At 57.8% G+C, this 20,749-nt stretch carries 18 protein-coding genes; 10 read left to right on the top strand and 8 right to left on the bottom strand.

From position 1 onward, the window contains the following. Positions 1–625 precede the first annotated feature (625 nt). The 4 genes from RBB47_RS07685 to RBB47_RS07700 are packed head-to-tail and all read right to left on the bottom strand — an operon-like array spanning position 626 to position 5,713. Complete coding sequence (locus RBB47_RS07685) at positions 626–1,198, bottom strand: sarcosine oxidase subunit gamma (protein WP_305985183.1); 573 nt, start codon at positions 1,196–1,198, stop codon at positions 626–628. Beyond that, the gene (locus tag RBB47_RS07690) at positions 1,191–4,184 is read right to left on the bottom strand and encodes a sarcosine oxidase subunit alpha family protein (protein WP_305985184.1); all 2,994 of its coding nucleotides are present in this window, start codon (positions 4,182–4,184) and stop codon (positions 1,191–1,193) included. The genes RBB47_RS07685 and RBB47_RS07690 overlap by 8 nt, the downstream gene beginning before the upstream one ends. Further along, complete coding sequence (locus RBB47_RS07695) at positions 4,181–4,447, bottom strand: sarcosine oxidase subunit delta (RefSeq protein ID WP_305985185.1); 267 nt, start codon at positions 4,445–4,447, stop codon at positions 4,181–4,183. Before RBB47_RS07695 ends, RBB47_RS07690 begins: the two co-directional genes overlap by 4 nt. A gap of 9 nt (positions 4,448–4,456) precedes the next feature. Beyond that, positions 4,457–5,713: a sarcosine oxidase subunit beta family protein gene (locus tag RBB47_RS07700; RefSeq protein ID WP_305985186.1), complete on the bottom strand. Its 1,257-nt coding sequence runs from the start codon at positions 5,711–5,713 to the stop codon at positions 4,457–4,459. Between the two features lie 149 nt (positions 5,714–5,862). Between RBB47_RS07700 and RBB47_RS07705 the strand changes: the two genes are divergently transcribed. Next, a complete protein-coding gene (locus tag RBB47_RS07705; protein ID WP_305985187.1) occupies positions 5,863–6,717 on the top strand; it encodes a MurR/RpiR family transcriptional regulator in 855 nt (284 codons plus the stop codon). Positions 6,718–6,766: 49 nt separating this feature from the next. On the opposite strand, the gene RBB47_RS07710 is transcribed toward RBB47_RS07705, so the two are convergent. After that, positions 6,767–7,777 (bottom strand): GlxA family transcriptional regulator, encoded by a 1,011-nt coding sequence (locus RBB47_RS07710; RefSeq protein ID WP_305985188.1) that lies wholly within the window; start codon positions 7,775–7,777, stop codon positions 6,767–6,769. Between the two features lie 92 nt (positions 7,778–7,869). Here RBB47_RS07710 and RBB47_RS07715 point away from each other — a divergent pair, with 92 nt between their 5' ends. From RBB47_RS07715 to RBB47_RS07755, 9 genes are all read left to right on the top strand, one after another. Then, positions 7,870–8,916: a proline racemase family protein gene (locus RBB47_RS07715; RefSeq protein ID WP_305985189.1), complete on the top strand. Its 1,047-nt coding sequence runs from the start codon at positions 7,870–7,872 to the stop codon at positions 8,914–8,916. A gap of 185 nt (positions 8,917–9,101) precedes the next feature. After that, positions 9,102–10,121 carry a TRAP transporter substrate-binding protein DctP gene (gene dctP / locus RBB47_RS07720; protein ID WP_305985190.1) on the top strand — a complete coding sequence of 340 codons (1,020 nt, stop codon included), beginning with the start codon at positions 9,102–9,104 and terminating at the stop codon, positions 10,119–10,121. Positions 10,122–10,175: 54 nt separating this feature from the next. Then, positions 10,176–10,709, top strand: coding sequence for a TRAP transporter small permease (locus tag RBB47_RS07725; RefSeq protein ID WP_305985191.1), 534 nt, complete (start codon positions 10,176–10,178; stop codon positions 10,707–10,709). After that, complete coding sequence (locus RBB47_RS07730) at positions 10,706–12,010, top strand: TRAP transporter large permease (RefSeq protein ID WP_305985192.1); 1,305 nt, start codon at positions 10,706–10,708, stop codon at positions 12,008–12,010. The genes RBB47_RS07725 and RBB47_RS07730 overlap by 4 nt, the downstream gene beginning before the upstream one ends. A 16-nt stretch (positions 12,011–12,026) precedes the next feature. Then, on the top strand, positions 12,027–12,476 hold the full coding sequence (locus RBB47_RS07735) for a universal stress protein (RefSeq protein WP_305985193.1): 450 nt from the start codon (positions 12,027–12,029) through the stop codon (positions 12,474–12,476). A gap of 11 nt (positions 12,477–12,487) precedes the next feature. Then, positions 12,488–13,033, top strand: a complete 546-nt coding sequence (locus RBB47_RS07740) for an asparaginase domain-containing protein (RefSeq protein WP_305985194.1) — start codon at positions 12,488–12,490, stop codon at positions 13,031–13,033. Between the two features lie 3 nt (positions 13,034–13,036). Then, the gene (locus tag RBB47_RS07745) at positions 13,037–14,419 is read left to right on the top strand and encodes an aspartate ammonia-lyase (protein ID WP_305985195.1); all 1,383 of its coding nucleotides are present in this window, start codon (positions 13,037–13,039) and stop codon (positions 14,417–14,419) included. A gap of 591 nt (positions 14,420–15,010) precedes the next feature. Beyond that, entirely contained in the window at positions 15,011–16,885 is a 1,875-nt protein-coding gene (locus tag RBB47_RS07750; RefSeq protein WP_305985196.1) for an adenylate/guanylate cyclase domain-containing protein, read from the top strand. A gap of 188 nt (positions 16,886–17,073) precedes the next feature. Further along, entirely contained in the window at positions 17,074–17,778 is a 705-nt protein-coding gene (locus tag RBB47_RS07755; RefSeq protein WP_305985197.1) for a Crp/Fnr family transcriptional regulator, read from the top strand. 47 nt (positions 17,779–17,825) lie between these two features. Here the strand turns inward: RBB47_RS07755 and RBB47_RS07760 are convergent, their stop codons facing one another. The 3 genes from RBB47_RS07760 to RBB47_RS07770 form a co-directional block, all read right to left on the bottom strand. Beyond that, positions 17,826–18,098, bottom strand: coding sequence for a hypothetical protein (locus RBB47_RS07760; RefSeq protein WP_305985198.1), 273 nt, complete (start codon positions 18,096–18,098; stop codon positions 17,826–17,828). Between the two features lie 7 nt (positions 18,099–18,105). Next, entirely contained in the window at positions 18,106–18,672 is a 567-nt protein-coding gene (locus tag RBB47_RS07765) for a cytochrome c oxidase subunit 3 (protein ID WP_305985199.1), read from the bottom strand. Between the two features lie 134 nt (positions 18,673–18,806). Further along, on the bottom strand, positions 18,807–20,744 hold the full coding sequence (locus tag RBB47_RS07770) for a nitric oxide reductase activation protein NorD (protein WP_305985200.1): 1,938 nt from the start codon (positions 20,742–20,744) through the stop codon (positions 18,807–18,809). Positions 20,745–20,749: the final 5 nt, after the last annotated feature.

Here is a 20,749-nt window from a genome sequence, read left to right on the forward strand (position 1 = left end):
ATTTGCTACGCCTCAAAAGAATGTCTGCCTTCGGGCGCAGTCTTCAATGCGGCGAACAACCGATTTTGGCGCGCAACTTCGCTTTTAGTTGCGAGTGCAGCATTCGGAAAAGTGGGCTCGATCCGAACCTTCGCTGCGCAAAGCACCGATGTCGCCTATGGGCCGTTAATGTCGGCATCCGGGTACGGCTGTAATGTCCGCTTTACAGAATCTACTAAAAAACGCGACAGTCCACTTCCGGCCCCTTTTCGGACATTGGCTGTCTCGATTGAGAGATACACCGTTGATATCGCAAAATCGGTTTGGCACCGCGGCTTTCCGAAAACTAGTTGGGTTTGGGGTAACGGCGGCAACGGTACTCGTCCACCAATTTACCCCTAAGGTTTCAATTACCTAAGTCTCGCACACGGCAACCTCACCTGCCCGTGGATTACCCCGAGTTGCATTTCGAGGTTCAAATATGTGGGCTTGAATGTCGTAGAGTGCTTTGCCGCTCCATTTTGGGATCTTGTTGACCAGTGTGGGAGTTGGCTGGCAGCTAGAGCAGGCAATGGAAATTAACAAATCTCTTGATCAGTTTTGTGCGGTACGAAACAAACTGGAGGCGAAGTTGGGGAACCGTCAATCACGCGTTTGAATGGACTTCCAGCCCAAAGGGTAAAGCGTTTTCAAGCAATACCTCCCAACCAGATTCCGCCCAGGTCGTCGGAACCAGGATCTCGAAGTCCGTTTCCTCAACGCAATGAATGAGCACGCCGACGTGATGGATTCCGGTTTGCAAAAACGCGCCTCGACGAAAGGCTGCGGGAGACACATCGATCGCTATGAGTTGAGACAGCAGGTCCCGCGCGGCCGGACCGGACAAGATGATTGCTTCGCGCGCATGGCTGAGATTGAGCACAGCAAGGTCCTGAGAATTGAATGCGCCCAGGTCGTGTGCGCTTTCGACAAGTAATTTGTCAGGTGCAATCCGCCAGGCGCAAGCAATTTGCGTTGCTTGAGCGGATTGGAAGGTCCCTATCGTGGACAAACCCAGAGCCTCCAGGGCGCTTGCTGCAGCAGTTTCAAAATTGGCCCAACCAGCCAATTGCCACAGACCGCGAAGGCGGCGGCCTGACAGGCGGATACCGGCATCACCCGCAGGGCCATAATGCCCTGAGACGAGTTTCTTGCTTAACGCGGACAGGACTTCAGCCATTTTGGCGTTCCCCTTCAGGATCGAAGAAATGGTGTGAAACGACCCTGGCACTCAGCGTTTCACCACCGACGAAATTGACGACCCTCACGGTCTCACCAAGTCGTGCCTTGCCGTTTTTCAAAAACGCCAGCGCAATGTTCTTTCCGAGCGCCGGTGAATAGGTGGTCGAGGAAACCCAGCCTTCGCCGTGCCCCTTGGCTTCCGCCTTGGCCTGGAAGAGCAGCGATCCGGGTTTGGCGCCGCCATCTCCCTCGATCTCAAGTCCGATCAACGTTGGACGGTCCGGGTCCGTCAGCACCGGTCGCTTGCGCAGCACCGAACCAACAAAAGGTTTTTTGCTGGACGCCAGGCCCTCAAGACCCAGATCCTTCAACGTCGTGCGGCCTTCGATTTCAGGCCCCGCCACATGACCCTTCTCGATCCGAAGAGCACCCATGGCTTCGGTCCCGTACGGCTTCAAGTTATGCGCCTGTCCCGCAGCATGAAGGGTTTCCCAGACATGTTGTCCGTAGCCGGCGGGAATGTAGATTTCGTAGGCCAATTCACCGGAATAAGACATCCGGTGAACCCGGACCGCCACATCACCAATATGTGCGCGTGTGACATGATTGTTGGGCAACGCCTCCCGGCTCAAATCGGCATCCGTCACCGAGTTCAACAACGCCCGGGAACTCGGCCCTGCAAGAGCGATTGCCGCCCATTGATCGGTGACGGACGTGACATGAACCTTCAGGTCTTTCCAGGCGGTTTGAAGCAGGTGTTCGGAAAAGGCCAGCACCTTGGCGGCATTCGCCGTGGTGGTCGACATAAAATAGTCCCACTCGCCCAAACGCGCGGTTGCGCCATCGTCCATGACAAATCCGTCCTCGCGCAGCATGGCACCATAGCGAAGACGACCGATCGCGAGGGTTTTCCATCCGTTGACATAGACCCGGTTGAGAAATTCGGCCGCGTCAGGTCCCTGAACGGCAATCTTGCCCAGTGTCGACACGTCGATCATGCCGACGTTTTGGCGCACATGCGCGGCTTCGCGAATATAGGCGGCTTGCAGGTCTTCGTCCGCTTGCGGATAGAACCAGGGCCGCATCCAGGCACCGGCTTCCGTCATTCTAGCGCCGTTGTCCATATGCCAATGGTGGATCGGCGACAGCCGCGTCGGCCGAAAGTGCCGGCCATGCTCATGACCGACGATCGCACCGATTGACACCGGCGTGTAAGGTGGCCGGAACGTTGTGGTGCCGACGTCCGGAATGGAAAGTCCACGCAATTCGGCCATGCGTGCAAGGGCATTCACGTTGGACAGCTTGCCCTGATCAGTGGCCATCCCGGTTGTCGTGTATCGCTTCAGATGTTCGACCGAGACGTAGCCTTCCAGATGTGCCTGATCGATATCGCTGAGTTGGACATCATGCTGGAAGTCGACGAATGCCTTTCCAGCAAGTGACCCGTCAGCCTTGCGCGTTGCCCATACGGGTGACTGGTTTTTCTGCCAGAACGGTCCGGCTTCAAAGGGTGGTGGCGGGTCGCCGGCTTCACCGGTTGACCCGCTCGCACGCGCCGCTTCGATGCCGCGGTTGAACCCTTGCGCGATGACCTCATCCAATGTCGCCGCTGCAAATGCGGTTCCAGCGGGCTGAAGGTGATGCTCGCTCTCCTGGCACGGAACAAAGCAGACTGCGTGAGCATCGTATTGCGGCTTGCGATAAAGCTGTGACCACAGATGTACAACTGGAGACCAGCCGCCGGACATGGCGATCAGGTCTGCCGGCACCTTCCTGGTCGAGCCAGCTGCCCTGCCCCTTTCGTCGACAGGCGTTATCACCGCCGACGTAACACGTTTTCTACCAATAGCCTTGAGAACGCCATGCCCCGTCAGAACGGTCACGCCTGCGTCTTTCGCGATTGCAAGCGCGTCGTCGGGCGGGTCTGCCCGTAAATCGGCGAGCGTTACAAATGCACCGGCCCGGGACAATTCGGCTGCGGTGCTATAGGCGGTGTCGTTGTTCGTTGCAAGCAGGACGTTCTGGCCGGCAAGGACAGCGAACCGGTTGAGATAGGTCCTGACCGCGCCCGCCAGCATCACACCGGGTCTGTCGTTGCCGGCAAAAACCAGCGGCCGTTCAAGCGCACCCGTCGCCAGGACCGCCCGCCCGGCGTGGACCAGCCAGTAGCGTTGCCTTATCTGACCAGACTGCGGCGTTTTGAGATGATCCGAGACACGTTCGACAAGACCGTACGTGCCACCGTCATAAGCGCCGAAAGCCGTTGTCCGAAGCAGGATCCGGACGTTGGGCAAACTCGCCAGTTCTTCCTTGACCCGGGAAAGCCATGCGTCGCCCGGAGCGCCGACAGGATCTGAAAGGATGGCACCGCCGAGTTCGAAGTCCTGCTCGACAAGGATCACCTGCGCACCGGCGCGGCCTGCGGCGAGCGCTGCTGACAGACCTGCCGCGCCCCCTCCAATCACCAGAACGTCGCAGAAGGCATTGCGTTTTTCGTATCGATCGGGATCCTCCAGAGTGGTTGCACGGCCCATGCCCGCAGCTTTGCGGATGAAGGCTTCGCACATCATCCAGAACCTGGTGGAGTTCCTGAAAGGGCCAATGAAGGTCTTGTAGTAGAACCCGGCGCTCAAGACCGGGCTCAAGATATTGTTCATCGCCCCGATATCGGCTGTCAGGCTTGGCCAGGCGTTCTGCGCGGTGGAAACCAGGCCGTCGAACGCCTCGGTGGTCGTCGCACGCACATTGGGTTCATGCCGGTCTCCCTCACGCAGATGCACTAGTGCTCCGGGTTCTTCGACGCCCGCCGAAAAGACACCGCGAGGGCGATGGTACTTGAAGCTTCGTCCAGCCAGAGAAACACTGCCTGCCAGCATAGCTGACGCGAGGGTGTCACCTTGGTACGCAGGCAGCGCGCGCCCCTCGAAAGTCACCGACAAGGGCTTGGTTCGGTCGATGCGACCACCCGCATTGAGACGCCTCATTCCCCGGCCTCCCTTGCAAGCCTGCATCCCCGGATTTCATGCGTGAGCGTGTTCCGTTCCAGGACGAGCCACTGCCGGCAGCCTTGAACGTGGTGCCAGTATTCCTTGTGCCAGCCGCGCGGATTGTCACGGTTGAAGACATAGTCCAGCCAGGGTCCGGTTTCCTGTTCGTCCAGTGCCGGGCGGTTGACGGTCGCGTCGGCGCCGTAAGTGAATTCCGTTTCGTTCCGGAGCCCGCAGACCGGGCAATTTATCCTGATCATGCTCGCTCCTCAGTGTGCGTTCGGTTGTGGGCCCATGCCCTTTTCGTCGATCTGGTAGCCACGCTCGAAACGGTCGAGGGTGAATTCGCGGTTGTCTTCATGCGGTTGGTCTTTGGCGATGGTCCAGGCGAAACACCAGCCGGACGCGGGTGTGGCCTTGAAGCCGCCGTAGCACCAGCCACCGTTCAGATAGAGACCGTCAACCGGGGTTTTTGTGATGAAGGGAGACCCGTCCATGGACATATCCATGACACCTGCCCAGTGACGCAGCAGCTTTAGTCGCGAAACACACGGCATGAGCGCCTTGGCACTGGCCAAAGTGTGCTCGACAATGGGGAGTCCGCCGCGCTGTGCGTAGGAATTGTACATGTCGAGATCACCGCCGAGCACAAGGCCGCCCTTGTCTGACTGGCTGATGTAGAAATGCGCAGCTCCGAAGGAAACAACGGTGTCGACTAGAGGCTTGTAGGGCTCGGTGACGAAAGCTTGCAGGCTGTGTGTCTCGATGGGAAGCCGCAGTCCGGCCATCTGCGCCAGATGTCCGCTGTGACCCGCCACACAAAGGGCAACCTTCGCGGCCCGGATGTCTCCGCGACTTGTCCGGACCCCGCAAATCCTGCCTCCGTCCCAGAGGTAGCCGGTGACTTCGCGTTGCTGAAGAATGTCGACACCGTGACGGTCAGCACCGCGGGCATATCCCCAGGCCACCGCATCGTGCCGCGCTGTACCGGCCCTGCCCTGAAAGATGGCACCGTGAATTGGAAAGCGCGCAGCCTGCGAATAGTCCAGATAGGGCAAGCGGCGGCGAACCTCTTCGCGATCGAACAATTCGGCATCGATGCCGTTTGCCCGCATGATGTTGCCGCGGCGGCGCGCTGCGTCCATCTGGGCGGGCGAGTGGCACAGATTGTATTGGCCGCGCTGCGAGATCATCACATTGAAATTGAGATCCTGGCTGAGATTTTCCCAAAGCCGCATCGAGCGTTCATAGAACATCGTATTGCCAGGCATCATGTAGTTCGAGCGAACGATAGTTGTGTTGCGCCCGGTGTTGCCGCCACCCAGCCAGCCCTTCTCAACGACGGCTACATTTTTGATGCCGTGTTCCTTGGCGAGATAATAGGCGGTCGCCAGACCATGACCGCCGCCGCCAACGATGAGGACATCGTAGGACGGTTTCGGGTCGGGGTCCCGCCAGGCACGTCCCCAGGACCTGTTTCCTGAAAGTGCATTCCTGAGCACCGAGAGAGCTGAGTAGTGGGTCATTTCTGCTGCCGTGTTGCGACGGTTCAAACTTAAGGATCATCTGATACTTTCTTAAATAAAAAATATCAATCGATATTTTTTTCTGGTTCAACCGGCTTGTTTTGTTCAAAAAAATATCGTTTGCTGCAAAAAAGTATCGGAGACCCAACGTGTCACTTACGAATACGCTGCGCAAAGCCCTCCCCGACCTGCCCAAGAAGCTCGCGCAAGCGGCTCGTTACGCGCTCGACCACCCGGACAAGATGGCGCTCAATTCCATGCGAGGGTCCGCGTCAGCCGTCGGCGTTACCTCAACAACGATGCTGAGACTGGCACGACATCTCGGATTTGACAGCTATGAGGACTTCCGGGCGGCCTTTCAAAAGGAGCTGTTGCGCGACGGGTTCGGGGCCAGAGCCGGTGCTCTTAGGCAAGAGGACAAAACAACCGGCGAAGAGACCCATACCGAGAAGATCCTGTCTGCAGCGGAAGCCAATATCCACCAGTTGAGAACCAGCCTGCCCCGTCAGGACTTGGACAGGTTTTGCGAGAAAATTCGCCGGGCGCCGAATGTCTGTCTGGTGGGATCATCATCCTTGTTCTGGCTTGCCTCGATGATGAAGAACACCGGCAGCCTGATATTATCCAATCTGAGACTGGTCGGTGCGGAATACGCGATCGCAGCCGAACAAATGAGTGCGCTGAACAAAGAGGACATGGTCATTTGTTTCGGCATGAGCCCGACCGCACGGCGAACGGTCGATGCAATGCAGTTCGCCCAGCGACGCAGCGCGTTTACCGTCGCGATCACCGACCGGCCGAGTTCGCCGCTCGCTGAGGAGGCGGATCTTGCATTTTTCGCGAATGCCGACAGTCCCCACTACTATCCATCCGTTGTTGCAATGACCGCTCTTGTCGAACTGCTTCTGGCTTCTGTGGTCGCTGGCGGAGACGGACGCGAGGCAGAACAGGTTGCGGAATTCGAACGCTTGCGCGCAGGCACGGACGCGTATTTCGACTATTGAATTTTTCTGCCAGGCAAAACCCGGCAGCAAGTTCCTATTGACTGCGCCGCTAGCGTTGCTTTGCCAGCCTGGAGTCCCGGTAGCGTCGCGGCGTTTCCCCGAATTTGGTCTTGAACCAGCGTGCGAAGTGACTGCTGTCGGAAAATCCGCATTCATACGAGATCTGCGTGATGGTCCTTTTCGAGTTCATCAGTCGCCAGCGCGCATGCTGTAGCCGCATATCGCGCCAGACTTCCTGCGGCGTCGAATTTGCGTGTTGAAGAAAAACCCTGTTCAGCTGACGAACGGTCGAACCGAGCTTTTCTGCCAGGTGTTCCGTTGTGTCAGGTTCGCGCAACTTCTGGCGCATGATCTTGACGGCCTGCTCGACACGCCAGTTCCCGCATTCCTCAAGATCCTGGTATGGAAGACGCCCAACTTCATGGGCGGACCTGTGCTCGTCGACAACCAGTGCCGTCAATCCTTTCATTCCGCGCGAGCGGCCGCAGTGTTCGATCAGAATCTCGACGGCAAGGTCGATGGCGGCGGTGCCACCTGGACACGTTAGAATGTCGCCCTCTGAGACATATAGCTCGTTTTCGACGGGAATGACCTTCGGAAACATCTCGACAAATTCCGGCCGGTGATGGGCGTGGATCGCAGCTCTCCTGCCATTGAGCAATCCGGTGCGCGCCAGCGCAAAACTGCCGGTACACAGTCCCACCAGCTTGGTGCCCCTTGAGTGGTGTTCCCGTAAAAAATCGTATGTCTGAGGCGGAATGTCGTTCAGGTAGTCCAGCAAACCGCCCACAACGACGATGTAGTCGTAGTCGCCAGCCTCTTCGAAGGTATTCCAGGGACGAACCGCCATACCTGTGCTGGACGGGACCGGGTTAAGGTCGTGACCCAAAACCTCCCAATGACAGAAAACCTGCCTGCTTCTGTCAGCTTCGTCTGACGAGTGCCGCACGGCGTCGGCAAATCCCGCCAGTGGAAGAAGCGTGAACGCGGGCGTGAGCACAAACGCAAATCTCACATCCGGTTCGATGTCCGAAGCGCTATGCGACGTCAGGAAGTCCATGTCTGTCTGCCGAATGTCCTATAAATGTCTACCATGTTCTATTAATTGCCCACATCGTTCCTACACTTGCCAAAAAATTGCAAGGAGGAACAATGCGCTGGAAGAAAACCCTGACGGTCATTGGAGCGCATGCTGAGGGCGAAGTCGGCCGGGTTATTACCGGAGGTGTCCTGGATGTGCCCGGCGCTTCGGTGCTGGAAAAAATGCAGTATCTGCAGGAAAATGACGAGCTGCGCCAGTTTGTGAACAACGAACCGCGCGGCTGTGCGCAGATGACCACAAACCTGCTGCTCTCGCCCTGCGACCCGGACGCGGACGCTGCCTTCATACCCATGCAGGCCGACGGGACACATCCAATGTCCGGATCCAACGCAATGTGCGTCACAACGGTTTTGCTCGAAACCGGCATTCTTCCCATGCAAGAACCAGAGACCACAATCGTGCTGGATACTGCTGCAGGTCTCGTGAAGGCGGTCGCACAATGCGCCGATGGCCGCGTTGAACGGGTAACGCTGGATTTCTTTCCGGCGTTTGCCGAGTATCTCGATGCAACCATCGAGGTTGAAGGGATTGGATCGATTTCCGTCGATGTGGCCTTTGGTGGCGTCTACTATGTCATGCCGCGCGCCTCGGAACTCGGGTTTCAGATCGGCCCTGACGTCGCCCGGGAAATGTTGGATCTTGGCGCTCGCATCAAACGGGCCGCCAGAGAACAATTGCCCGTTTGCCATCCGGAAATTCCCGCATTCAACAGTATCGAGTTCCTGATGTTCACCGACGACATCGACCCCGACAAGCATGTTTACCGCAACGCGACCATCATGCCTCCAGGTCGTGTCGACCGCTCGCCGTGTGGAACCGGCAGTGCTGCACGCCTCGCGGTGATGCATGAAAAACGCCAGATCAAGCAGGGTCAGACACTGGAAATGCGGTCGACAATCGGTTCTCGGTTCGACGCTTCTGTTGTGGCAGTCACCCGCTTGGGAACCAGAAACGCGGTCATTCCACGACTGTCAGGGCGCGCCTGGATCTATGCCATGATGCAGCTTGGCGCCGACCCAAGTGATCCTTATCCACTTGGATACACGATGGCAGACACCTGGGGAACCGAGATTGAGCACCGCATTCCTTCGGCGTAGCAAACACAACAGAAACTTCCCCCAACTGAACCGGCGGCCTTGGTCGCCGGTATTTTTGTCGGCCGGCAAAGCGAGGTCCATTCTATTATAAAAAAGGGCCAACACGTTCAATTCAGGCTGCGAATTCTCCACTTATCCTTTTCTCATTGCCGCCGTGGGGTGGCGACGGAAATTGGAGGATTTCAATGCTTTCGAGGATCAATCGCCGCACCGTTCTGGGGGCGGCAACCGCACTTGCAGTTTCGTTTTCAGCGTTTGCCGCATCGGCGGAAACAACTCTTCGCCTGTCTCATCTGTCCCCGCCGGACAGTGACATGGACAAATGGGCTCATCAGTTTGCAGATCGGGTTTCCGCAGAGACCGACGGCCGCGTGAACGTCCGTATCTTTCCCGCAAGCCAGCTTGGCGACTGGGAAGAAGTCTACGAACAGCTGAGCCAGGGCGCGGTTGATCTTGCCATCCAGTCGATTTCGACCAAGTTTGACTCGCGCCTCGCCATCACCTGGTTCCCCTATACCGCAGTCGATTATGACAGCGCGAAGGAAGCCTGGAACACAGACGGTTTCCTGTTCAACATCGTGGACGAGTTGGTCGCACCGCAACAGATCAGTGTCATGGCGCCCTACGCTTTCGGTCTCGGTGGCATGGCGGTCGGTAAACCTGTCGCCGATCCGAAGAACCCGGATGCGGACCATTCCGACCTGAAGATCAGGGTCTGGCCGTCCGGGGTACCGACCCATAAACCGACGCTGGAACGTCTCGGTTATTCCACCACGACGATGCCTTGGGCAGAGCTTTATACCGGCGTCCAGACTGGCGTCATTGACGGTATGGTCGGTGGTGTCCCAGAAAATGCGGTCCGCGACTGGAACGGCGTCGTCGACACCTGGTTGCAGATCAATGATCACTTCGAGATCAATTGGCTGCTCGGCTCGACAATGTCACTCGCACGCCTTTCTGAAGAAGACCAAAAAACGGTCTCGGCAATCGCCAAAGACCTGGCCACGCAGAGGTTCAACGCCGTTGAAGATGCGGACAACAAATACCTGCAACAGCTGAAAGACAGCGGCGTTACCGTTGTCACCTATAGCCGGGAAGAAATTGACCTGCTGGCGGATGCGGTACGCGCTGACGCGTGGCCGCAGATGAAGGACGAGATCGGCGACGAACTCTACGACCTCATCCAGCAGTACTACGCAAACTAATTCAAGCAGGAGCCGGAGCGATCCGGCTCCAGTCCTTTCGGGGGAGGAAGGAAAATGCTCGAAGAGCGCCAGACTCAATTCCGGCATCCGCTGTGGAAGTTCAAGCTCAACATCCTGAAATTTGTGATGTTCGTCAGCTCCATAGTTTTCACCCTGGCTGTGTTTCTCCAGGTCGTTGCGAGATACGTCTTCAATTACTCGCTGTTCGGGATCGAGGAACTGGCCAGCTTTGCCGGTGTCATCATGTATTTCATCGGCGCGGCCTACGCCACGCATGAGCGGAGCCATATCTCCGCAAGCCTGATCGACACAATTTTCGGCGAGGGGCGGATCACCGCCGGTGTTCACGCCTTTACCCGCCTGCTCGCTTTCGTTCTGACGCTCTACATTCTGAATTCCCTTTGGGACCTGCTCGTCTTTACCGAGCGAATGGGAACGAAATCGACCGAGCTTCGTCTGCCGATGATCTGGATCTACGGAACGATGTTCGTCGGCCTCTCGCTGACCGCCTTCTACTTCCTGCTCGAGTTTTTCGACAGCCTGCGCGCAACCATCTGGCATGCGGTCTCAAAGGAGCAAGACACATGAGTACTTTGATATTGATGGATGTCGCGCTTCTCGTGTTGCTGATGATCCTGGGGGTACCGGTTGCCCTGACCTTTGTTGCCGCAGCCGCGTTTCTGGTCATCTTCGGCAATTATGGCTCGACGACATTCCTGATTACGGCAGGGTTTTCAAAAGTGTCGTCGGTCGTGCTGCTGGCGATCCCGCTCTACATCCTGGCGGGCGGCATCATGACCCAGGGCGGCATCGCAAAGCGATTGCTGGAACTTGCAGACAGCATTTTGGGCCGGTACCGGTCCGGTTTGGGCGTCGTCACAATCATCACAACGGCAATCTTCGGAGCGATTTCCGGCATGGCGTCATCGGCCGTTGCCGCAATCGGATCCATCGCAATACCGCGCATGGTCGAACAGGGTTACGACCGCGGGTATGCAACATCGCTTGTCAGCTGCTCGGCGGTTCTGGCGTTGTTGATCCCGCCAAGCGCAACGATGATCCTGTACGGCTGGGTCACCGGTACGTCCATCGCCGCGTGCTTTCTGGCACCACTGATCCCGGCCCTTCTGCTCATAGCGCTGTTTTCGTTCTGGAACATGATCCTCACGCGGAAAATGGACATCCAGATTGCCGACCCTCAACCGTTCAATATCCAGATGAAAACGGTGTTTCAGCGGACAAGAGAAGCGGGCTTCGGCCTGGCGATGCCACTGATCATTCTCGGCTTCATCTATGGCGGCATCACCACGCCGACCGAAGCTGCAGCGGTGGCCGTGATCTACGCATTGCCTGTCGCCTTTCTGATCTACAGTGAGCTGACTTTCAAATCGTTCTACGACGTTGTCTGGAAATCGGCTCAGGTTACATCCGTCCTCATGCTGGTTATCTTCACCGCAAACATGCTCGCCCGGGTTCTGACCCTGGAAGAGGTTCCGCAGCAGATCCTGGAATCGATGCTGATGATCTCCGAGAACCCGATCATCCTGCTTCTACTGGTCAATGCATTTCTGCTCTTGATCGGCATGTTCATGGAAGATGTCTCCGGCATCTTGCTGGCAGCACCGTTGCTGTTGCCGGTTGTCACCGAAGCCGGCGTTCATCCGGTTCATTTTGCCGCGATCATAGGCGTGAATCTCGGAATGGGCCTGATCACGCCGCCAACAGCTCCGATCCTCTATTTCGGCACACTGATCGGACAGACTACGCTGGCAAAAGTGGTGAGACCGACCTTGGTGTTCGTCTTCCTGGCATATTTTCCCGTGGTCCTTCTGACCACATTCATTCCTTCCCTGTCGCTTTGGTTGCCGTCCCTGATCACCGGACTTTGACCGGAAAGGAGATCCCATGACACTGAAAATCCTGGTTCCAATCGATGTGGAAGAACCCCGTTCGTGGAGCGCCGTTCTGCCAGAACTTCGACAGCATGCCAAAGGCAACAAGGTCGAGCTGAGCGTCGTGACGGTCGTACCGGACCTCGGCACGGTTATTGCACAGGCGGCGCAGGCGGCTCCCCTCGCCTCCGCCTTGCCCGCCGATCTAAAGGAGCGCGCGCTCGCCGTGGCACGGGATCGCCTCGAAAACCTTGTCCAGACCGATGAATTCGGCACAATCCAAAAAGTCGCCCGGTCCGGTACGATCTACTCCGAAATCCTGCACACCGCAGAAGAGTTGTCGAGCGATCTCATCGTCTTGATGTCCCATCTGCCCGACTTCGGCGACTACCTGCTTGGACCAAACGCCGCAAAGATCGTCCGCCACGCAAGGTGTTCGGTGCTGGTCGTGCGACCCAAATAAAGAGATCTGAGATGAACAAGCCGCTTCGCCCTCGTGCCGGCCGTGGTACGGGTCCGCTTTCCGTCGCCGTGATCATGACGGGCGGAACGATCGCAAAGAGCTACAATCCCGCCGAGGCCCGGCTCTACAATTTCGAACCGAAGGTCCAGGAACTTATTGCGGATTTGCGGATTGACGATCTTGAATTGACCTACATCGATCTTCTGCACTTAGACAGCCTGGAAATCCGCGATGCCGATCGGGATCATATTGCCTCGGCGATTATCGGCGCTTGCAAAACGCACGATGCGGTTCTGGTGACGCATGGAACCGACAGCATGGCCGACAGCGGCACTGTTTTGTGTGCGCGTATGTCCGAGTTTCCCGTGCCCGTCGTCTTCACCGGCGCAATGGTGCCTTACGCGATCAAAGGATCCGACGCGGTTCAGAACGTGACCGAAGCGCTGCTGGCGCTACGCCTTCTGCCGCCGGGAGCCTATGTCGTTCTGCACAATCGCATCCTGACGCTTCCTGGCGTTCAAAAGGACCACAAGTCCCTAACGTTCCAGGAGAATTGACAGATGGCCCGGCTTGAAACTGACAGCATCGGCACCCGCGAACTGCCCGAGGCCGCGCTCTACGGCGTCAACACGCTGAGAGCCACGGAAAATTTCGACATTTCGCCGCTAAAAATCGGCAATGAACCGGCCTTTATCCGCGCGCTCGCATACATCAAGAAGGCAGCCGCGAAGGCCAACTGCGACATCGGTGCTCTCGAACCCGCGTTGCGGGACGCCATCGTTACCGCCTGCAACGAAGTCCTGGAGGGACGACACCACGATCAGTTTGTTGTCGACCTTCTGGAAGGATCGGGCGGCACTTCGATCAACATGAACACGAACGAAGTCATCGCCAACCGGGCCTTACAGATTTTGGATCACCAGGCCGGGCAGTATGATGTGATCAATCCCAACGATCACGTTAATGCCGGCCAGTCGACGAACGATGTCATTCCCTCCGCCGTCAAGCTCGCGGTCCTTGAAAAGGCACCTGCACTCATCACGTCGCTCGGCTATTTAGCCGAGGCGCTTCAAGCCAAGTCGGACGAATTCGCCGATGTGCTGAAAATTGGACGGACTTGCATGCAGGCCGCGCAACCTATGACGCTAGGTCAGGAATTCGGCGGCTATTCAGCAGCGCTGTTCCGCGCGCGGGACAAAATTCTCAAAGCAACAAAAGATCTGGAAGTCCTGCCACTCGGCGGCACGGCAATCGGAACCGGACTGGGCGCCCGGCCCGGCTACAAAGCGGCCGTTTACCGGCACTTGTCTGAAGACGTGGGTACGAGACTGAGGCCGTCGGAGAACATGTTCGATGGCATGCAGAATTCCGACAGCTTCGCCCGCGTATCTTCGGAGTTCCGTATTGCCGCCGAGGTAATCGGAAAAATCAGCCTCGACCTGATCATCCTGTCATCTGGGACGAAATCAGGCATCGGCGAGATCAGGCTTCCAGCGGTCCAACCCGGTTCCTCGATCATGCCAGGCAAGATCAATCCCGTCCTTCCTATGATGATGCAGCAGGTCACTTATGCCGTCGTCGGCAATGACGCGGCGGTTTCGCTTGCTTCGCTTGGCGGCCAGCTCGAAATCAATCACTTTGAACCGGTGATCGCATCGCGCATGTTCGACAGCATGGACCTATTGACCAGGGGCAGCCGCATCTTCGCCGACAAGTGTATTTCCGGAGTCCAGGCGCTGAAGGAACAAGCCCTAGAAAACCTCCTGGCCTCATCCGCCCTTGCAACGGTTTTCGTGCCCCAACTCGGCTACGCCCAAGTGTCCAAAATCGTGAAGGAAGCGGAGGCAGAAGGAAAACTCTTTGTCGACGCACTGATCGAAATGGATCTTCTGACCCGCGATGACGTCATCAAAGCCCTGCGCAGCGCAGCCAACGCGGAATGAAGAGTTGGCGGAGAAAGTCTGCTTGGCCTCGAAAACGAGGTTTAAGGCATTTGGGCCACCAGTTAGGAGAATATTTCTCCAGGCTTGCAGGCTTGGTTGCGACGTCTGCTTTGCCAATCCAACACTCAGCGCCCGGCCCCATTGCGGACAAACGACTAGATCGCAGAGAATTCGCGGTTTGCGCCCTTGTTGGACCTTAGACCAGCGAAAAGTCTGTTTCAGACACCGCAGGTGCAATCACAATGGGTAAAGGAAACAGAACTACGGCTTTGGTGGTGGCAATCATGCAACCCAAGCCATTTCTTGCCCGCAATGAAACTGCAATGAAACTCCGGAACAGACCGGAACCTTCCTTGGATTTCTGGAAACAAGTTTGGCTGTTTTCTGCGACTTTTGATATCCCGCCACTCACTGGGGGTGAAGGGGTCGTCGGTTCAAATCCGGCCTGCCCGACCAACAAAATCCAGCGGCAAAGAGTGAAAATCTCCTGTTGCTTGCGTGGTTCGACACCCCTTCCCGCTCTTGCAAAGGCCCAGTCAGGCCAATAGCTTGGACAGCTAGCGCCAATATCAGGCGCGCGTCACGGGGCCGATGAAACCACTTTCAAGATTTTCCATAACTGTCAGTCTGTTCACAGTGACCTTGAGCGTTGCCCTGGCGCTGGCAGCAACGATCATTACCTATACGCACTATGCCAACCGGGCATCGGCTCTGACGGCCGGCCGCGAACTCATGGAACGGTCTGCCGAAGTCGTCCGGCTGCAGACCGCGTCCCTGATCGCGCCGATCAATGCCATTGCGCAATATTCGGGCGATTGGCTCGACGTCAATGTCGAACCGAAAGCGAGCGGGCACCCGGCGCGCAAGCGGCTGATTTCGTTTCTGTCCGCCATGCCGCAGATTGCAAATATCTATATCGGCTACGAAGACGGCAGCTACTACCTGGTGGGAGCCACGCGCACGTTACCGGAAAGCCGACTGGAAGACTTGGGCGCGCCGGAGGGCACGGTCTTTCGCGAGCAGGTCATCCTCCGGGGAGAACGTGAGCGTCCGATCCAGATCGACCGGTTTTTGGATGAGAACAGCGTCACACTGCACACAAACTCGAACGAAGACGAGATTTCGTACGATCCTCGCGAGCGGCCCTGGTACGAGCTGGCCATCGACAGTCCGTTCGTGGAGCGCACGGATGTCTATATGTTCACCGGGTCGAAACGGCCGGGCCTGACCGTGAGCAAAAGGCATGCAAAGGGTGTCGTCGGCGTCGACATTACCCTGTCGGATCTCAGTTCGTTTCTGGATTCGGAGCCTCAGGCAAAGACCGGCGTGCTGGCGATCATCAGTCATGACGGCACGCTGCTCGCCCATTCCTCGCTGAAGGACAGTGCCGAGGGTGATAACCGATATGCGGCCCTTGCCGCGCTGCAGGACCAGGTGCGCAGCCCCGACCGGGATGCGATCAAGACCATTGACGTCAGCGGGCATCCCTGGATGACGCACATATCCGCGATCGGACTTGGTGCCGGTGAGCGCGAGAATCTCGCAATCGCCATGCCGTCTCGCGAAGTGATCGGTGAAATCACCCGTGCTTCGCGCCGAACGATTCTTGTCTCGGCGCTCATTGCGGTGTGCAGCATCCCCCTTGTCTGGCTCGTCTCGCGCTCCCTGTCGCGCCCCCTCAAGACGCTGGCAAAGGGCACACAGCGCATCCGAGACTTCGATCTCGACAAGCCGTTTGCGCGCTCGTCCGTCGTCAACGAGGTTTTCCAGCTGGAAACCGCACTGGACCAGATGCGCACGTCCCTTATGACCTTTGGCAGATATGTGCCGAAAGCGCTCGTTCAGCAGATGATCAAGCGGCAGGAGCTTCCCGAGCCGGGCGGCGAGAAACGGGATGTCACGATCCTTTTCATGGATATCGAGAACTTCACCGCCATGTCGTCGAAGCTTCCGCCTGAGGAGGTCATGAACCGGATGTCACGGTATTTCGAAGTCGTGACGCAGACGCTTCTGGAGCACGAGGCAACGATAGACAAATTCATCGGCGACGCGGTCATGGCATTCTGGAACGCGCCGAACCTGGTTGAAGACCACCCGGTGAAAGCCTGCCGCGCTGCGCTTGCGGTCATCGAGGCCTGCAAGGCCGAGACGGACACCTGGTCGGACGAGGACATTCTCCCGCTCAGGACCCGTATCGGCCTTCACGCCGGCGAGGCCATCGTCGGCAACGTGGGCAGTTCCGACCGGCTGAACTACACAGCGCTTGGGGATACGGTCAATTTCGCTTCCCGGCTGGAAGGTCTTAACCGGGAAAAGAAAACCAGCATCCTGGTTAGCGCCGAACTCGCCAAGCGCGTTGAAGGCCGCATTAAGGTCCGTTCGGCGGGCGACGCCCATATCAAGGGGTACGAAGACGCCATAGAAGTCTTCGAACTGAAACCGGAAGACAATAGTGCCGAGAGCTAGGCACGGACTCATTTTCCGCCAATCGCACCGCAGTGACACCAACCATTGCATACCATTGGTCGAGGCCTGGAAATTCATGCCCTGTTTGATCAGGAGCAAATTGCATTCCCGGCCGGTCTGATATTGTCGAAAATTACAGATTGAGGGAGGGGCAGGCTCGTCGTTGAGCCTGAGAAGGAGTTCGTAAAATGCCGAACGAACGCCGCAGGAAGATTGCGGAAAACTCGCTGTTGCTGAAAAGTTTTTCGCCGGACATTCAGGACATGATCCTCCGGATGTCGAGCTGGCGCGAATACGACCGCGGTGAAACCTTATTCCTACAAGGCGAAACTGCACATGCCATTCACATTGTGACAGAGGGCTGGGTCAAACTTTACCGGATCGCGCCCAATGGCGGCGAAGCCGTGGTGAATGTCTTCGCCAAGGGAGAGAGTTTCGGTGAAGCGGTTGCCTTCCGCGGCCACGCTTATCCGGTGTCGGCAGAGGCGGTGTCCGCCTGTGAAGTCATGCGCATTCCAAGCTCGGCGCTGTTGGAGGCCATGCGCAAGGATCCGGAGATTGCAGTTTCGGTGCTCGCATCGACCTTTGCGCACCTGCACTCCCTTGTCTCGCAGCTTGAACAACTCAAGGCGCAGACCGGCCCTCAACGTGTCGCGGAGTTCTTGTTGGAACTGTGTGATTGCAATGACGGTGGCTGTGTCGTGACGCTGCCCTATGACAAATTCCTGATCGCCGGGCGGCTTGGGATGAAACCTGAAAGCCTGTCGCGTTCCTTTTCGAAACTGAAGACCGTCGGGGTGCACATCAACCGTAACCACGCGGAGATCGACAACATAGAAAGACTGCGCGAATTCTCCGAGACCGACCCAGTCGAGGCCTGGCACAAAGGTTGATCTGACGGGTCTGGATCAAAAGTGCTTTGCTGCCCTCGCCGCTTCAGTCAGGCCCCTATTTCCGGGATCAAAAAAAGCCCAAGGAGCAGCAAACAGAACAGCCCAAGCGCCCAGTTGAAGCCGGACAGCCAGGCAGGCGCTTGCCAGAGCCCGAGATAACGGGCGAGCACAACCCGGGCCTTCATCCAGGCGAAGATCAAGACCAGCGCCCCGGTTATGGCCACGCCCAGTGTCTCGGTTGCGCCCGTGGCGATCACGACGGAAACCCCACTCAACAAAAGCAGGCTGATCCAGGCGCGTGTGGTTTTGTCGGCACTCATGTCCGCCTCACGCCAGCAGGTAGATCACCGGAAACAAAAGCACCCAGACGAGGTCGACCATATGCCAAAAGGCGGTCCCGACTTCGACATTGCGCAGCGCAGGTTTCCAGAAAATCAAGGCCAGGATCACAATGCCTGCAACAACATGCAGCGCGTGAAAACCTGTCAGCAGATAGTAGAAGGTAAAGAACGGGTGGGTTTCTGTGGAAATACCCTGGCCGGCAACATCTGCATATTCATACGTTTTGATGGCCAGGAAGACAGCTCCGAGAGACGCTGCAAAGACAAGGTTCCACCTGACCGTTGACTGCTTGCCGCGATCAACCAGATCAAGTGCACGCGCAGCGAAGAAACCGCTGGTGATCAGAACAATCGTGTTGACGCCGGCTAGAGTGGGATGAAGCGCGCTTTTGGCAGCAGAAAACCCGTCCGGATCCGTGATCCTGACGCCCAGAAACGCAGCCAGCCCCGCGCCGAAGACCAGAAGCTCGCTCGCGATCAGGACCCACATCATCAGATCGCCCGGCAAGTCGTCGAGCGTACTCTTGTGCGGTGTTTCTGCGCGGTTATTCATCGGGTTACCACTCCCATGGGGAGAGGGCCAGGGCGAAGGAACAAACCTGAGGCGTCTGCCCCCCACCCGTCCTTTCAGGCCGACCTCTCCCAATGGGAGTGGTGACAAAAGATGAGGTCAGCATCCGTTCCTGCCTACGCCCCGACAAGCTGGCGATAAATCTGGGGCAGCGCCTGGGTCAGCTTGTCCGGGTGCGGGATCAGGGCAAAGCCCCCCTGCCCGAACAGCCGCGGAAACCAAGATTTCGCCGACTTGTCGATGGTGACGCCGAAAACTGCCTGGCCGCAGCGTCTGGCTTCCCTTACAGCCATGCGCGTGTCCTCGATGCCGTGCCGGCCTTCATAGTGGTCGAGGTCATTCGGTTTGCCATCAGTGATCACAAGCAACAGCTTGCGCTTGCGGGACTGGGTCTCGAGCTCTTTGGACGCGTGGCGCATCGCGGCGCCAAGACGCGTGTAAAATCCCGGTTTCAAGCCGCTGATGCGATGCTCAACGGTCAGCGACATCGGTTCATCGAACCGCTTGCAGTTTTGCACATAGACCCGGTGTCGCTTCAGTGAGGAAAAGGCTGAAATGGCAAAATCATCACCGCAGGCATTGAGACCCCAGGCAAGCGCCGTGAGCGCCTCGCGTTCGATGTCGATGACGGCTCGCCCCGTCACTGCACTCTCCGTTGAGCGGGACACATCCAGGAGAATAGAGACGGCAAGATCCCGCGCCTCGGGCCGGGTCTGCAACCAGATCCGGTCGTTGCCGGCACCGCTGGCAATCCGCTCCACCTGAGCACGAACCGCCGCATCCATATCGAGACCGTCGCCTTCCAGGTGACCGCGGGTGGTAACCCTTCCGGGCCGCAGTGCCTCGAATTGACGCTTTACGGCCCTGATCCGGCGCGCGGCGCGCGGATCCTGCGCTACGATATCCTGGTCCGGATCGGCATCTGCAACACTGGTGAGGACGCAGACATGGTCCGGAAGATACTTTCCGGTGCGTGTGTCCCACTCCGGATAAAGGATCTTGCCGGACAGCCTTTCCCTGTCGACATCTTCGGGGGCCAGATCCAAATGCAGCTTCAGGCGCGTTGCAGGAGCCTTGGAAATCTGTCCCAAGCCGATTTCTTCCTGATCCTCGGCAGCCTTCTTTGCATTGTCGTTGTCGTCATCATCGACCCGGCGGTTGAGGTTCAAAAACTCTGTCCAGCTCAGGATCGCTTCGAACTTGTGCAGGATCAGGCTGTCCTTGCGTTCGGCCTGATCGGCCTTGCGCCGTCTTGCGCGCACCGTTTTACCGGTCGCCTCTTCCGGGGTTCCCTCTGTATCGCGGTTTTCCACCGCATCTCCTGTCGAAAAGACAACGTCGCGCAGGCGCGGCCAAATCGGAACAGGACGGAAAGGGAGATAATTTCTGGGCGCTGCGAAAGCCGACAGGTCTCCAGCTTCGAGCGCTCCCTTTAGCTCCTCGATGTCAGCTGAAAGCGGCGACGGATCGCCGAGCAGGTGGCGGACGAGTTTTTCAACACGCGCTTCCATTGGCGTCAGAGACGCATCCGCGCGCAGCGCGAGCGCACCGTGACGCAATTCGGAATAGAGCGGACGAAGCCCGGGCGCTGCCTCCAAAGTATCGCGAACGGTTTTTCCAACCAGTTGCAAGGCCCTCAAATCCGCCCGCAGCTTGTCGTCTTCCAGCTCATGCTCCGGCGCGTTCGCTGCCATTGCTGTCAACCAGACATAAAGCGCGGCATTCGCTTCCCGGAATGGAAAGACCGCCAAAGTCTCGGGCAAGCGAAGCGTCTCTCCGTCGAAGCTTGCCTGGGGCACACTTTCTGCCTCCGTGCCGAGCCGCCTCAGAAAACCGAGGCGGTGGCGCGAGACTTCTTCGGAGACCGGGCGAACGTCAACACTGTGGCTCCCGCCCAGTCCCCGGAAAAGCACAGCAAGCCGCCCGCCAACCTCTGCGAGGTCGACCGCGGCTCCATGATGCACCTCAGGTGCATCCAGGCGGCTTGCAAATGCGTGCCACAGTTTCCCGACCGTTTCTTCGGGTTCCCATGGCTCGAAGTCGATCCTGCCCATCGGTC

The sequence above is a fragment of the Roseibium sp. MMSF_3544 genome, from assembly GCF_030732845.1.
In the GTDB taxonomy this organism is placed as follows: domain Bacteria; phylum Pseudomonadota; class Alphaproteobacteria; order Rhizobiales; family Stappiaceae; genus Roseibium.

Coding starts and splice junctions, on each gene's coding strand:
- RBB47_RS07690 (WP_305985184.1), bottom strand. CDS start 4,184: ATGAGGCGTCTCAATGCGGGTGGTCGCATCGACCGAACCAAGCCCTTG.
- RBB47_RS07765 (WP_305985199.1), bottom strand. CDS start 18,672: ATGAATAACCGCGCAGAAACACCGCACAAGAGTACGCTCGACGACTTG.
- RBB47_RS07700 (WP_305985186.1), bottom strand. CDS start 5,713: ATGACCCACTACTCAGCTCTCTCGGTGCTCAGGAATGCACTTTCAGGA.
- RBB47_RS07770 (WP_305985200.1), bottom strand. CDS start 20,744: ATGGGCAGGATCGACTTCGAGCCATGGGAACCCGAAGAAACGGTCGGG.
- RBB47_RS07750 (WP_305985196.1), top strand. CDS start 15,011: ATGAAACCACTTTCAAGATTTTCCATAACTGTCAGTCTGTTCACAGTG.
- RBB47_RS07725 (WP_305985191.1), top strand. CDS start 10,176: ATGCTCGAAGAGCGCCAGACTCAATTCCGGCATCCGCTGTGGAAGTTC.
- RBB47_RS07755 (WP_305985197.1), top strand. CDS start 17,074: ATGCCGAACGAACGCCGCAGGAAGATTGCGGAAAACTCGCTGTTGCTG.
- dctP (WP_305985190.1), top strand. CDS start 9,102: ATGCTTTCGAGGATCAATCGCCGCACCGTTCTGGGGGCGGCAACCGCA.
- RBB47_RS07760 (WP_305985198.1), bottom strand. CDS start 18,098: ATGAGTGCCGACAAAACCACACGCGCCTGGATCAGCCTGCTTTTGTTG.
- RBB47_RS07685 (WP_305985183.1), bottom strand. CDS start 1,198: ATGGCTGAAGTCCTGTCCGCGTTAAGCAAGAAACTCGTCTCAGGGCAT.
- RBB47_RS07745 (WP_305985195.1), top strand. CDS start 13,037: ATGGCCCGGCTTGAAACTGACAGCATCGGCACCCGCGAACTGCCCGAG.
- RBB47_RS07740 (WP_305985194.1), top strand. CDS start 12,488: ATGAACAAGCCGCTTCGCCCTCGTGCCGGCCGTGGTACGGGTCCGCTT.
- RBB47_RS07715 (WP_305985189.1), top strand. CDS start 7,870: ATGCGCTGGAAGAAAACCCTGACGGTCATTGGAGCGCATGCTGAGGGC.
- RBB47_RS07710 (WP_305985188.1), bottom strand. CDS start 7,777: ATGGACTTCCTGACGTCGCATAGCGCTTCGGACATCGAACCGGATGTG.
- RBB47_RS07735 (WP_305985193.1), top strand. CDS start 12,027: ATGACACTGAAAATCCTGGTTCCAATCGATGTGGAAGAACCCCGTTCG.
- RBB47_RS07730 (WP_305985192.1), top strand. CDS start 10,706: ATGAGTACTTTGATATTGATGGATGTCGCGCTTCTCGTGTTGCTGATG.
- RBB47_RS07695 (WP_305985185.1), bottom strand. CDS start 4,447: ATGATCAGGATAAATTGCCCGGTCTGCGGGCTCCGGAACGAAACGGAA.